The sequence below is a fragment of the Planktothrix serta PCC 8927 genome (assembly GCF_900010725.2).
GTDB classification, from domain to species: Bacteria; Cyanobacteriota; Cyanobacteriia; order Cyanobacteriales; family Microcoleaceae; genus Planktothrix; species Planktothrix serta.
Genome location: NZ_LR734882.1, coordinates 72,815 through 85,807, shown reverse-complemented (window position 1 = coordinate 85,807; position 12,993 = coordinate 72,815). Strand labels below are relative to the sequence as shown.

General features: G+C 41.0%; 13 protein-coding genes. 11 read left to right on the top strand and 2 right to left on the bottom strand.

The annotated features are described in order from the left end of the window. The first annotated feature begins 116 nt into the window (after positions 1–116). The 5 genes from PL8927_RS23750 (at position 117) to PL8927_RS23730 (ending at position 4,948) form a co-directional block, all read left to right on the top strand. The gene (locus PL8927_RS23750) at positions 117–1,523 is read left to right on the top strand and encodes a ferredoxin:protochlorophyllide reductase (ATP-dependent) subunit N (RefSeq protein WP_083625930.1); all 1,407 of its coding nucleotides are present in this window, start codon (positions 117–119) and stop codon (positions 1,521–1,523) included. An 84-nt stretch (positions 1,524–1,607) separates the two neighbouring features. Then, positions 1,608–1,775, top strand: coding sequence for a type II toxin-antitoxin system HicB family antitoxin (locus tag PL8927_RS23745; protein WP_083625929.1), 168 nt, complete (start codon positions 1,608–1,610; stop codon positions 1,773–1,775). An 86-nt stretch (positions 1,776–1,861) separates the two neighbouring features. Continuing rightward, positions 1,862–2,863, top strand: coding sequence for a DUF262 domain-containing protein (locus PL8927_RS23740; protein ID WP_197047540.1), 1,002 nt, complete (start codon positions 1,862–1,864; stop codon positions 2,861–2,863). After that, complete coding sequence (locus tag PL8927_RS23735; RefSeq protein WP_083625927.1) at positions 2,863–3,972, top strand: AAA family ATPase; 1,110 nt, start codon at positions 2,863–2,865, stop codon at positions 3,970–3,972. The genes PL8927_RS23740 and PL8927_RS23735 overlap by 1 nt, the downstream gene beginning before the upstream one ends. 4 nt (positions 3,973–3,976) lie before the next feature. Continuing rightward, the gene (locus tag PL8927_RS23730; RefSeq protein WP_083625926.1) at positions 3,977–4,948 is read left to right on the top strand and encodes a hypothetical protein; all 972 of its coding nucleotides are present in this window, start codon (positions 3,977–3,979) and stop codon (positions 4,946–4,948) included. 103 nt (positions 4,949–5,051) lie between these two features. On the opposite strand, the gene PL8927_RS23725 is transcribed toward PL8927_RS23730, so the two are convergent. Beyond that, complete coding sequence (locus PL8927_RS23725) at positions 5,052–5,594, bottom strand: hypothetical protein (protein ID WP_083625925.1); 543 nt, start codon at positions 5,592–5,594, stop codon at positions 5,052–5,054. A 74-nt stretch (positions 5,595–5,668) separates the two neighbouring features. After that, entirely contained in the window at positions 5,669–6,016 is a 348-nt protein-coding gene (locus PL8927_RS23720) for a YtxH domain-containing protein (RefSeq protein ID WP_083625924.1), read from the bottom strand. A gap of 162 nt (positions 6,017–6,178) precedes the next feature. Between PL8927_RS23720 and PL8927_RS23715 the strand changes: the two genes are divergently transcribed. From PL8927_RS23715 to PL8927_RS23690, 6 genes are all read left to right on the top strand, one after another. Next, positions 6,179–6,505, top strand: coding sequence for a hypothetical protein (locus PL8927_RS23715; RefSeq protein WP_083625923.1), 327 nt, complete (start codon positions 6,179–6,181; stop codon positions 6,503–6,505). A 537-nt stretch (positions 6,506–7,042) separates the two neighbouring features. Continuing rightward, positions 7,043–8,572 carry a photosystem II chlorophyll-binding protein CP47 gene (gene psbB, locus PL8927_RS23710; RefSeq protein ID WP_083625922.1) on the top strand — a complete coding sequence of 510 codons (1,530 nt, stop codon included), beginning with the start codon at positions 7,043–7,045 and terminating at the stop codon, positions 8,570–8,572. 209 nt (positions 8,573–8,781) lie between these two features. Beyond that, positions 8,782–10,182, top strand: a complete 1,401-nt coding sequence (locus tag PL8927_RS23705; RefSeq protein ID WP_331281858.1) for an RNA-guided endonuclease InsQ/TnpB family protein — start codon at positions 8,782–8,784, stop codon at positions 10,180–10,182. Positions 10,183–10,217: 35 nt separating this feature from the next. After that, positions 10,218–10,313, top strand: a complete 96-nt coding sequence (locus PL8927_RS23700; protein ID WP_006619121.1) for a photosystem II reaction center protein T — start codon at positions 10,218–10,220, stop codon at positions 10,311–10,313. A 219-nt stretch (positions 10,314–10,532) separates the two neighbouring features. Continuing rightward, positions 10,533–11,108 (top strand): transcriptional regulator NrdR, encoded by a 576-nt coding sequence (gene nrdR, locus PL8927_RS23695; RefSeq protein ID WP_083625921.1) that lies wholly within the window; start codon positions 10,533–10,535, stop codon positions 11,106–11,108. A 717-nt stretch (positions 11,109–11,825) separates the two neighbouring features. Then, positions 11,826–12,929, top strand: a complete 1,104-nt coding sequence (locus tag PL8927_RS23690; RefSeq protein WP_083625920.1) for a 30S ribosomal protein S1 — start codon at positions 11,826–11,828, stop codon at positions 12,927–12,929. Positions 12,930–12,993 lie beyond the last annotated feature (64 nt).

Here is a 12,993-nt window from a genome sequence, read left to right as displayed (position 1 = left end):
CCGGCTTAGTTTCCCTAATCCTTAATCGAGGTTAGACTTTGAATCCGCAAGATTTTAAGTCATGGATAGTCTTGTCAAATTTTGATTAACTAACATCCGATTAAGAGGAGAAAATTATGACCGTTGCTCAACCACAACCGGAAGGTTTAACTTTTGAGTGTGAAACTGGAAATTATCACACCTTTTGTCCGATTAGTTGTGTCGCTTGGTTATACCAAAAAATTGAAGATAGTTTCTTTTTAGTAATTGGTACAAAAACCTGCGGCTATTTTCTGCAAAATGCTATGGGGGTGATGATTTTTGCTGAACCCCGTTATGCTATGGCAGAATTAGAAGAAGGGGATATTTCCGCTAAACTCAATGATTATGATGAATTAAAGCGGTTGTGTTTACAAATTAAACGCGATCGCAACCCCAGCGTGATTATTTGGATCGGCACTTGTACCACTGAAATTATTAAAACCGATTTGGAAGGATTAGCGCCAAAATTAGAAGCAGAACTGGGAATTCCGATTGTGGTTGCACGAGCTAACGGGTTAGATTATGCTTTTACTCAAGGGGAAGATACCGTATTAGCAGCAATGGCAGTCCGTTGTCCTGATAAAGCACCCGTAGCCGAAACGGACAAAAATGAACGAAATGCGATTCAAAAATTACTGAATTTCGGCAAACAAAAAGAAGATGTTGCTCAAGAAGAATCGGAATATGCTAATCATCCGCCGTTAGTTTTATTTGGGTCTTTACCTGATCCGGTTGTTACTAATTTAACCTTAGAATTGAAGAAACAGGGAATTAAAGTTTCGGGTTGGTTACCCGCAAAACGCTATACAGAATTACCTGTATTAGAAGAAGGGTATTATGTGGCTGGAGTTAATCCGTTTTTATCTCGAACCGCTACAACATTAATGCGTCGTCGTAAGTGTAAATTAATTGGTGCACCGTTCCCTATTGGCCCCGATGGAACCCGGGCTTGGATTGAAAAAATCTGCTCTGTTTTTAATATTGAACCCAAGGGTTTAGAGGAACGGGAAGCACAAATTTGGGCGAGTATGGAAGATTATCTGCAAATTATTCGCGGGAAATCGGTGTTTTTCATGGGGGATAATTTATTAGAGGTTTCCTTAGCCCGATTTTTAATTCGTTGCGGGATGACTTGCCCAGAAATTGGCATTCCTTACATGGATAAACGTTATCAAGAAGCGGAGTTAAAACTATTAGAAAAAACCTGTCAGGAGATGGGCGTTCCGTTACCGAGAATTGTAGAAAAACCGGATAATTACAATCAAATTCAACGAATTTATGAGTTAAAACCGGATTTAGTAATCACCGGAATGGCTCACGCCAACCCCTTAGAAGCACGGGGAATTAATACGAAATGGTCAGTTGAATTTACCTTTGCTCAAACTCACGGGTTCACCAATGCACGGGATATTCTGGAGTTAGTCACTCGTCCGTTACGTCGGAATAACAGTCTCAAGGATTTAGGTTGGGATAAGTTAGTTAAGGAAGATGCGAAGGTTTAATTGACAAAATTAGCTAAAATCAATCTATGATGATAGGGGCAAGACTAGACTTGCTCCTATTTTGGTTTAGCTAGAGGTTAGAAAATGATTAAAGAATTTAATGTACTGATTGAGAAAGATTCTGATGGTTATTTTGTAGCTTCAGTTCCTAGTTTGAAAGGTTGTCATACACAAGCAAAATCCCTTGATGAGCTTATGCAGCGGATTCAAGAGGCGATAGAACTTTGCCTAGAATTTGAAAATTTTTACTAATAATTATTATGTTATTCAACTCAGATGATGAACTAACAATTTCAGAGTTTTTTGATCCTGATTCTATTAGTGTTTCAACTCGACCCATGACGGTTCAGCAACTTCTAACGAGATTAGAAAATAATCAACTGAATTTAGCTCCAGAGTTTCAAAGAAATCAAGGAATTTGGACTCAAGTAGCTAAAAGTAGATTAATCGAATCTGTTTTAATTCGTTTTCCAATTCCAGCTTTTTATATTGATGCAACAAATGAAGAAGAATGGTTTGTTATTGATGGAATACAACGGTTAACAACTTTTAAAGAATTTTTAATAGATGAAAGCTTAAAATTAAATAATTTGGAATTTTTAGATCAATTTAATCAAGCTAAATGTTCTGATATTCCTAATTATTTAAGGCGACGAATTAGAGAAACAGAATTAACTATATTTTTAATCTTAAGAGGAACATCTAAAGATGTAATTTTTAGCTTATATAAGCGAATTAATCGGGTTGGTTTTCCTTTGTCTTCACAGGAAATGCGTTATGCTAAAAATCAAGGTCAAGCGACGGATTTATTAAAATCTCTAACAAAATCAAAGCCTTTTAAAAACGCTACTGATAAAAGTTTAAAAGATGAAAGAATGTTGGCTCAGGAGTGTATTTTGAGATTTTTAGCCTTAACTGATAGTCATGCTTTTGAATATAATTTTAAAGATTATGATGTTTTTTTAAATGACAAAATGGCTCAGATAAACCAAATGAGTGAGCCAGAAATTGAATTATTAAAACAACGTTTTGAACGAGCGATGGATGCAGCCTTTAAAATATTCGGTAAAGATGCTTTTCGTAAACCCAAGTCACCTGAGCGGAAAAGACGGTATCCTATCAATAAAGCTCTATTTGAGGCTTGGTCTGTTAACTTAGATCGATTAGATGATCATGCTATACAAATCTTAATTCATCGCAAAGATGATTTGTATTTTAATCTTTTAAATAGAAAACAAAACGGTGAATTTGATGCTACAATTTATAGAGAGACAGGAAATAAAGAAAGTGTCAAAAAACGTTTAGCCCATATTGAAACAATTATTAAGGAAGTGTTGTAATGATTGAAAATTTACGGCTAATCAATTTTAAGTCTTTTCAAGATCAAAGCATCTCTTTTAAACCTTTGACCTTATTATCAGGTTTAAATAGTACCGGAAAATCTTCAGTATTACAAGCTTTGATGCTGTTACGTCGTTCATACCAGAGAGACTTGCTTCCTAACAAGGGTTTAATTTTAAAGGATGAACAAGTATATATTGGTACAGGACAAGACGCACTTTTTGAGTATGCAGAAGATGAATTAATTAGATTTGAAATAGATTTAGAAAATGAACAGAAAGGAATATGGTGCTTTAGTTCTTCTAAAGAATTAGATATTTTAAAAGTGGTATCAGAGAAAGTTGAACCTGAAATTTATAAATCCAGCATTTTTAAGGATAATTTTTATTACTTAAAAGCAGAACGAATTGGGCCTCAAAGCTCATACCAAATGTCAGAGTTTGATGTGATTCAAAAAAAACAACTTGGAATAAATGGAGAGTATGCAACTCATTTTTTAGACGCTTTTGGAAATCAAGATATTCCTAATAAAAAATTAAGTCATCCTAAAGCAAAATCAGACAGTTTAAAAGATCAAGTTGATGCTTGGATGGGAGAAATAAGCCCAGGAATTTCAATCAAAACTGAACAAAATATACAAACCCAGATTGTAACACTTAAATATTCTTTTAAAGGAAGTAGAGGAGGTTATAGTCCCTTTAATGTGGGTTTTGGAGTAACATATAGTTTACCTATTTTAGTAGCAATTCTGGCTGCTGAACCTGAAACTTTAATTCTGGTTGAAAATCCCGAATCTCATCTCCATCCTAAAGGACAATCTCAAATGGGGCAACTCTTGGCACTGGCAGCTAGCTGTGGGGTTCAAATTGTTATAGAAACCCATAGCGATCATGTCTTGAATGGGATACGTTTAGCGGTTCATAGTGGTCAGTTGAATCCTCACAAGGTTCAATTACATTTTTTTCAGAAAGATCAACAACATAAAGCAGAATTAATATCGCCTCGCATAGATCGAAATGGACGAATTGATAAATGGCCCGATGATTTTTTTGATACATGGGATAAAATATTAGAAGTTTTATTAGAACCAGCAGTAGAGGAAGAATAAAGCGATGGATTTGGAGATGGTATTTAATGAACTCTCCCTAGAACCTCTTGCTCCTGATATTCCAACAGCGAGAATTTGGATGTCTGATTTAATCAGCACAATGCTTACAGCCCAAAAACAGGGATTAAAAGGAATTCGGACTCAAACCAATTTTCATGATTTGTTTCTGGCAGAAAACTACCCTCTAAAGCGTTGGCGGAATGATAAAGAAGTCAGCCGTGAACAGCAAACTTTTCTACGGACTCTTGCAACTAAAACTCCTTTTTCGGTTGATATCACCGACTCTGATCTTAAAAGAAATATTGAGGATGAGGACTATGAAGTTATTTTTCGTGAAAAGAAAGCAGAAGGACTTAAAGCTGCTTATTTATTGGAAACAATAGCAATTAGTTTTAATTCTCAAAACTGTTGGAATTGTACTAGACTAGAATCAACTCTGATACAAATTGAAAATAATATCAATATTACAGAAGAAATTATAGAGGTTTATCATGCTAGTTATAAAAATCACATTTTAGAACACGCTGATTGGATTAAAAAGCGCCTCCAACCCTCTAAAACTAATGGAATACAACTTTGGAACTGTCGGAATGAGTTGTTTCCTAGTTTGCGATTTTGTCAAGCAGGGACTAAACAATTGCGTAGACTTCGTTCAGGAGAGGATAAATTAGAATGGGTTGTAGAAACTTTAGAGCAACTGGAAGAATATGCAAAAATTTGGATCAATCAAGGGTGCAAAGAATTTAGTTTAGAAGGATATTCTCTTGATGTTTCTGGAGAAAGTAAACCAACACTTGATCAATATTGGAAAGAACGAACCTTTCTCTGTCCTGATGGAGAAGAACGTTTATTTGAGCAACATATTAAGCTGAAACAATGTAATTGGCGAATTCATTTTTTTCTGGAACGTAAAACGGAAAAAGTGATTATTGGTTATGTTGGTGTTCATCTTCCTACAGTAAAATATTCTACCTAAAGCTTCTAAGCTTATCATTGAATTCAATTGATGAGCTTAGGTCACGGATTCAAGAGGCGATAGCTTTAAGTCATCTCTATAATATTAAACTCTGCGATCGCCCTTAATAATCTACCTGATTAAAAGAATTATTATTTTCTTCTAAATCTTCATCTTCTAACTCAAAATTAACCTCAGAATAGAGATCTAACCGTTGAATATTTCGCTCCCTTAATTGATGAGAATTCCTGCTATTTCCTGACAAACGATGACCAGAGCGACGCTGCGACTCAGAGGGGGAAGTTTTGCGGTTAAAGGTTTTCCAAGCCACACGAATTCCGGTAAAAATACTTCCGGTGGTAGATTGCAATTTTTTCGCTTGTTGTTTAGCACTATCTAACCCTTGATCAACTTGTTTAACCACTTGACTCGCGCTTTGTACCCCTTCGCTGACATCCTCCGTGAGTTCGGTAATTTCTAACCCCGTTAAACGAATTGATTCCAATGTCGGAGGAAATTCACGGGAGAGGGTATCCGCTAATTTTTCCACACTTCGTGCTGCCCTTGCAATCGCTTGCAGGGCAGGTAAAGCAACAACAATAACAGCAGTCAGGCTGACTGCAACCAAAAATAGCGACAGTGCTAGCCAAAACAAAGGTTCAGTCACTGGATTTCCATCAACAACAGAATAGTGTGAGCCGCCTTAAAAGTATAGCGATTTTCAGACACAATCCCCGATAATCAACGTTCCCGTATCGTTTTTTGAGACTCTGGGAGATGATTTTCAACTTCTGGCTTATACAGAGTTTGTTGTTGTTGACTGGCTTCTAACCCGGCTGCAACCGCCTCTTTAAGACGAATCAAGGTTTCATCCCAATTGCGTAAAGCAGACCCTGAAAGCCGATTCGCCTGTAACTGAACATTGCTGGATAGATCTTCTGCGAGTTCGGGTAAGGCTGCTGCTGATTTTTTGAGTAACTGTCTCGTTTCTTTCCCAGAACCCGGTGCGACCAGCAAACCCACCACCGTACCTACGACAGAACCGAAGACAAAACCACCTAAAAATTGTCCTAACCGTTGATTTGACATATTGAATCGCAGTACAAATTCTATCCCCGTACTCTATCATTTTAAACGTTTTCCCAATGGACATTAAAAAACCTCCTAGAGTTGAGGAGATTCGTCGCTTCATTGATCTTTTCGCGGTATTGTAAAACATCAGATCTAAAGTCAGTTCGTTTAGGGCAGTCTGTGAAATACTTTTTTTTAACGGATGGATGGACAGTAGGACGAGTTTGGGGAGTAGGAGGTTTGTGGGATCAGGCTCTGCGTCGCCGTCCACCAGAAATTCAAAAAATGAACCTCTGTATTTGGGATCAGAATCAGCAGGAAAAGATGTGGCTGTATCGAGTTGAAGATGCCGTTTTGATGCTAGAAGTCAAACCGGACATCACCTCAATGACCAACTCCTCTAACACCATTGGTCAAGTTGTTCTCACCCGCTTAATTTCAGCCGATCAAGTCCTAGAACGTCTGGGAACCGCCGCCACAGAATGTCAAATGAACCGAAATCCATAATTTATCGAGAATTTGGGTCTAAAACCCCGTGCTTTGAGCATCGGCTTAGGATTAAGATAGAGAGGGTTGAAATCCCCAAGGTGGGCGGTTGTGAAGCGACTTTTAGTCGGCACCCTCGAACCAGAAAACTCCTTGAGAGTAACAACACCGGTAGCGAAAATCTTGTAAAATTGAAAGGTTTGAGTATTGCTCGAAAGAGATCCGGTGCTTAAAGGTCAGTCGCTGAATTAAGAATCTCCGCGCGTTTACGCGCCGAGAGTGTCAATCCCCGTCAATCTTTTGCTATAATCGCTCAATTAACGCAAGTAAGAATAACTATCTGCGTGTTGAAACAATTTCATTAAAGTAAGCGCAATTGCAATCCCTCTCGTACTGGTGGTTGTTTTGAGCGTGTGGGGGTACTTTGACAATGCCTTTTAAGTTCTTCTTAAAAAATTTCAGCGTCTATGCCTTCCGGCAGGTACTGCCAACAGACCTGAGAGTGTCAAAGCAAAGTAATAAAAAAGTAGACCATTATCAACTGGAGGAATGTAGTCAATGGGACTACCCTGGTATCGTGTACACACGGTTGTTCTGAATGACCCAGGACGATTGATCTCTGTACACCTGATGCACACCGCTTTGGTGGCAGGTTGGGCTGGATCTATGGCCCTTTATGAACTCGCAATTTATGACCCTTCTGATCCCGTCCTCAACCCGATGTGGCGTCAAGGGATGTTCGTCATGCCCTTTATTGCCCGCCTAGGGGTAACCCAATCCTGGGGTGGCTGGAGTCTCACAGGAGAAGCCGTCACCAACCCTGGTGTTTGGTCTTTTGAAGGGGTGGCAGCTACTCATATTATCCTGTCTGGTTTACTGTTCCTAGCTGCTGTTTGGCACTGGGTTTTCTGGGATTTGGAACTATTTACCGATCCCAGAACAGGTGAACCCGCCTTAGATTTGCCAAAAATGTTTGGCATTCACCTGTTCTTATCAGGTCTACTCTGCTTTGGTTTCGGAGCATTCCACTTAACCGGCTTATTTGGCCCTGGAATGTGGGTATCCGATCCTTATGGGATCACCGGTAGCGTGCAACCCGTTGCACCTGCTTGGGGGCCAGAAGGATTTAACCCGTTCAATGCGGGAGGAATTGTAGCTCACCATATTGCCGCTGGTGTTGTGGGTATTATTGCGGGTCTATTCCACCTTTCTGTTCGTCCACCCCAACGGTTATACAAAGCCTTGCGGATGGGGAACATTGAAACGGTGTTATCCAGCAGTATTGCTGCGGTATTCTTCTCGGCTTTTGTCGTTGCTGGAACCATGTGGTACGGTTCGGCTGCTACCCCGATTGAATTATTTGGCCCGACCCGCTATCAATGGGATAGTGGTTACTTCCAACAAGAAATTCAACGCCGGGTACAAGCCAGTGTTGCTCGTGGGGATAGTTACTCGGAAGCTTGGGAAAAAATTCCTGAAAAACTCGCCTTCTATGACTATGTGGGCAACAGCCCCGCTAAAGGCGGTTTATTCCGGGTTGGCCCAATGAACAACGGTGATGGGATTGCTAAAACTTGGTTAGGCCATCCTGTGTTTAAAGATGGAGAAGGACGGGAATTATCGGTTCGCCGTCTTCCTAACTTCTTTGAAACCTTCCCCGTAGTTCTCACGGATGCAGATGGTGTGGTTCGCGCTGATATTCCCTTCCGTCGGGCTGATTCTCGCTACAGCGTTGAACAAGCTGGGGTGAGTGTCAGTTTCTACGGTGGAGAGTTAGATGGCAAAACCTTTAGTGATTCACCCAGCGTTAAAAAATATGCCCGTTTAGCCCAACAAGGGGAACCGTTCGAGTTTGACCGGGAAACCTTGAGATCTGACGGGGTATTTCGTACCAGCACCCGTGGCTGGTTCACCTACGCTCATGCTTGCTTTGCATTATTGTTCTTCTTTGGCCATATTTGGCACGGTTCTCGGACGATCTTCCGCGATGTGTTCGCTGGGGTGGAAGCCGATCTTGAAGAACAAGTGGAGTGGGGTCTGTTCCAGAAAGTGGGTGACAAAACCACTCGCGTCAAAAAAACCGTCTAGGATACATCTAGTTCGGGCTTGGGGAGTGTTTTTATAAACCCCAATCCAGAGAGAGTTGGAGCTTTGTTCATAAAGTTTCCAACTCTCTCTGTTTATATGGATTTGGGATGATTAGCTCAGACTTCTTTCTTCTTACCTAAAAATGCTGGATGAATGCCCCCGCGGAGAGCGTAGCTTAACGGGGGATGAAATCCCACCCACTAACTCAGATGCGAAGTAACGATTTAATTCTACAAATCTTGGGTAAAGTGTGTTATAATAGTGGTAAACCCCAGGTCGAGGGAATTATGTTAGTTGTAGAAACCAAGTTAAAGAACGGCACTTCAGAGCAATATCAAAAGCTTGATGAATCTATTAGGACAGCGCAATTTGTCAGAAACAAATGCGTTAAATATTGGATGGAGAACAAAGGGACTACAAGAAATGACTTGCAGAAACTTTGCGCTGTTTTAGCGAAAGACTCTACAACTCCTTGGGCAAGCAAATTAAATTCTCAGGCAAGACAGTCAAGTGCAGATAGAGCATGGCAAGCCATTTCTCGGTTCTCCGCTAACTGTCGAGATTCATCAATCAGAAAGAAAGGATTTCCTAAGTTTAAAAAGTACAGTAGGTCAGTAGAATATAAAACGACTGGATACTCGCTTTCAGATGACAGGAAACAAATCACTTTCACCGATGGATTTAAAGCGGGAACTTTTGACCTGTGGTGTAGCCAGAAAACCTTAGTCTATTACTCATCTCAGCAGATTAGGCGAGTTAGAGTAGTAAAAAGAGCCGATGGATATTATTGCCAGTTTCTGATTAACTATGACCGAGAGGAAAAGCATGAATTCACTGGTTCTGTAGTAGGAATAGACTTAGGGTTAAAGGAGTTTTATACCGACTCTAATGGCAACACAGTAGAAAATCCTCGCTTCCTGAGAAAGTCGGAGAGACGCTTAAAGAAAGCTCAAAGAAGGCTATCTAAGCGTCATCGAAAAGGGCAAAAACAGTCTAATAACTATCACAAACAACGGCAAAAAGTAGCTAAATTACACTTAAAAGTTTCTCGACAACGTAAAGACAGAGCCATCAAAGATGCTCTGGCGTTAGTCCAATCCAATGATTTGGTAGTCTACGAGGCTTTGAAAGTATCTAATTTGGTGAAGACTCACAAGTTAGCAAAAAGTATTAGCGATGCTTCTTGGTATCAATTCACGCAATGGGTGAACTATTTTGCCAAGATTCACAAGATAACTTGCATTGCTGTACCGCCACAATTCACAACTATTGATTGTTCGGTTTGTGGGGCAAAAGTTTATAAAACATTGAGTACAAGAACTCATCAATGCCCTGATTGCCAAACAGTTTTAGATCGAGACTGGAATGCGGCAATTAATATTCTTAAAAAAGGGTTGAAATATTTGGGAGCCGATCTCAACGGTACTGTTGGGCAAACAGAAACCGACCCAAACGACTGGGGAGAGTCCGGCCTCTGGGTCTTTAACAGAGATGTTGAAGATTTAAGTCGTCTCGTTGAGCCAGTAATCTCAAGAAGTGATTCTGGGAGAATCCCCCGTCGAGCGCGAAGCTTGACGCCGGGAGTATGTCAATTAATCGCTCAATGGTAGACTGTTAGAAAACAATAAGTTTAGGAAACATTAACATGGAAAGTGTTGCTTACATCTTAGTTTTGACCTTGGCCTTAGGAGTTCTCTTTTTTGCAATTGCATTCCGGGAACCGCCTCGGATTGGCAAGTAACTGGCAATCAGGGCATCTTCTACCACTCCAATACTGAGTGATGGGGGTTTGGGGTTAATTTAAAATTTAAGCAGGAGCGAACTCAGATGCAATTGTTTAAGTAAAACCCTGAGTTCTCATCACTCAGTATGGGAATGCTCAAGCGTTACACACCGTGCTTTGTACTCGCTGATCAGGAAACTGCTGTTCAGTGAAACCTACACTCAAAGGACGTTTATCATGCAGTGTCCAGTTTGCCACTATACTAATAGTCGAGTTCTTGAGTCGCGTTCTGCTGAATCGGGTAAAAGTATTCGTCGGCGGCGGGAATGTCTCCAGTGTCAGCATCGGTTTACGACTTATGAACGGATTGAATTTGTTCCCATTACAGTGATGAAGCGGGATGGGAAACGGGAATCCTTTGATCGGTCTAAATTGCTGCGGGGTATGGTTCGAGCTTGTGAAAAAACCGGACTTTCTGCTTCCGATTTAGAATCGATTATTGATGAAATCGAAGCAGAACTGCAACAACGTTCCCAGAGGGAAATTCCCACTCAAGAAATTGGAGAATTAGTATTACAACGACTCAAATCCCTGAGTGAAGTTGCTTATGTGCGGTTTGCTTCCGTTTATCGACAATTTCAAGGAATTCGAGATTTTGCCGAGGCGTTAAATCACTTTCAGCGTGATTGTGAAAACGGGAAAGCGGTTGAACTGGCTCCAAACTCGGAAGATTCTGCCTCCTCGTGTGAGGATTCCGCCATCGAAGCCCCCCCCTCTTTGTGTTCTGCATCCTTACTGGGATCTCAACATTAAGGTGCTAATTTCCTATTGAGTCCGATTCTGATTCAGTCCTAGTCTGAATCTGACAAAACTTTAGGCATGATGACCCAAAATTGATCGGTTGTGGCATAATAGATATGCTTTGAACAGTTATACTATTTAAGTTAACTCTATTTACCTGTTCCCCTAGACATCAACACAGCTTACCTCACACCCCCAGGGTAAAGGTTTAGGCTGTATATTTAAGTTGATGATCCTTGATTTATCTAAATTTAGATCAAGAGGACTCTCGTTACAGCGTAGCTTAACGGGAAGATAGATAGTGACCCAAAAAAACTGTGCTAAAATTAGATTTGTTTGCATGAAAGTCCAGTATCCACAAAACCAAGGGTCGTAACCTCAACCCAGTGGGAGTAGGGACAAGTAATCAACTAAGTTTTAATGTACGGTAGGGCATACCGGATTTTAAGCTTGTGGAGAGGGTGTAAGACGGGCTGATTGTTAATCAGAAAGCAGTCCTCGATGAAGCAAGAATCCTTGACTAAACCCCTAGGGTTAGGTCAGGAGTGTCAACGAGACTTGACGCGATAATCCTCTATTTATCTGTTGTTCACAGGTATCCCCGGTACTTGTGATGTCAAGTCAGCAGTTTTGATCGCAAGCGAAAATTGGCTCTAGCAGCCATGATCAAAAACCTCTCTTAACTGCAAAACAACCATTTAATAGGAGCAACTTTAGGATAAAAATCGCATGATCAATCAGAAAACAAAACCAAAAGATGTGGGCTTTACCCACGAAGATTTTGCCGCCTTACTCGATAAATACGACTATCACTTTAGTCCCGGTGATGTAGTGGCGGGGACTGTTTTTAGTCTAGAGCCAAGGGGCGCTCTGATTGATATTGGTGCTAAGACCGCAGCATACATTCCACTACAAGAAATGTCAATTAATCGGGTGGAAAGTCCTGATGAAGTCTTACAGTCTAATGAGACCCGTGAGTTTTTTATCCTCACCGATGAAAACGAAGATGGGCAATTAACTCTTTCCATTCGTCGCATTGAGTATATGCGGGCCTGGGAGCGCGTCCGCCAACTGCAAGCGGAAGATGCTACCGTCCGCTCTCAAGTCTTTGCCACAAATCGAGGCGGCGCTTTAGTTCGCATTGAAGGATTGCGGGGCTTTATTCCGGGCTCCCATATTAGTACGCGCAAACCCAAAGAAGAACTCGTTGCTGAAGAATTACCCTTAAAATTCCTAGAGGTTGATGAGGATCGTAATCGCCTCGTCTTAAGCCATCGTCGGGCTTTAGTTGAGCGGAAGATGAACCGCTTAGAAGTGGGTGAAGTTGTGACAGGAACCGTTAGAGGAATTAAACCTTACGGGGCGTTTATTGACATTGGTGGCGTGAGTGGTCTGCTCCACATCTCAGAAATTTCTCACGATCACATTGATACACCTCATAGCGTTTTCAATGTCAATGATGAAGTCAAAGTCATGATTATTGACTTAGATGCAGATCGGGGCCGGATTTCCCTTTCCACAAAACAACTGGAACCCGAACCGGGAGCGATGGTTAAAAATCCTCAGCTTGTTTATGAGAAAGCTGAAGAAATGGCAGCCAAATTCCGGGAAAAACTCTTGGCGGCTCAACAGGGAACGGCAACGGTTGAAGTCCCCTCAGAAGTGGATGAAGCTGACATTCCGTCCGCCATTGAGGACGATGAAATCCCGTCCGCCATTGAGGACGATGAAATCCCGTCCGCCATTGAGGACGATGAAATCCCGTCCGCCATTGACGATGATATTCCAGCAGCCATCGAAGAAGACATTGAACCCGTTGCCGAAGGGGTATAAGGTTCAACCGCAGAAAAAAGAAGAGGGGATAGGGAAGCGGAAATCAATCTTTTTCCTGTTCCCT

Bases quoted from the DNA above. Each gene is read 5' to 3' on its own strand.
- PL8927_RS23745 (WP_083625929.1), top strand. From the start codon at position 1,608: ATGATTAAAGAATTTAATGTACTGATTGAGAAAGATTCTGATGGTTAT.
- PL8927_RS23690 (WP_083625920.1), top strand. From the start codon at position 11,826: ATGATCAATCAGAAAACAAAACCAAAAGATGTGGGCTTTACCCACGAA.
- PL8927_RS23750 (WP_083625930.1), top strand. From the start codon at position 117: ATGACCGTTGCTCAACCACAACCGGAAGGTTTAACTTTTGAGTGTGAA.
- psbB (WP_083625922.1), top strand. From the start codon at position 7,043: ATGGGACTACCCTGGTATCGTGTACACACGGTTGTTCTGAATGACCCA.
- nrdR (WP_083625921.1), top strand. From the start codon at position 10,533: ATGCAGTGTCCAGTTTGCCACTATACTAATAGTCGAGTTCTTGAGTCG.
- PL8927_RS23720 (WP_083625924.1), bottom strand. From the start codon at position 6,016: ATGTCAAATCAACGGTTAGGACAATTTTTAGGTGGTTTTGTCTTCGGT.
- PL8927_RS23730 (WP_083625926.1), top strand. From the start codon at position 3,977: ATGGATTTGGAGATGGTATTTAATGAACTCTCCCTAGAACCTCTTGCT.
- PL8927_RS23700 (WP_006619121.1), top strand. From the start codon at position 10,218: ATGGAAAGTGTTGCTTACATCTTAGTTTTGACCTTGGCCTTAGGAGTT.
- PL8927_RS23740 (WP_197047540.1), top strand. From the start codon at position 1,862: ATGACGGTTCAGCAACTTCTAACGAGATTAGAAAATAATCAACTGAAT.
- PL8927_RS23735 (WP_083625927.1), top strand. From the start codon at position 2,863: ATGATTGAAAATTTACGGCTAATCAATTTTAAGTCTTTTCAAGATCAA.
- PL8927_RS23705 (WP_331281858.1), top strand. From the start codon at position 8,782: ATGCGAAGTAACGATTTAATTCTACAAATCTTGGGTAAAGTGTGTTAT.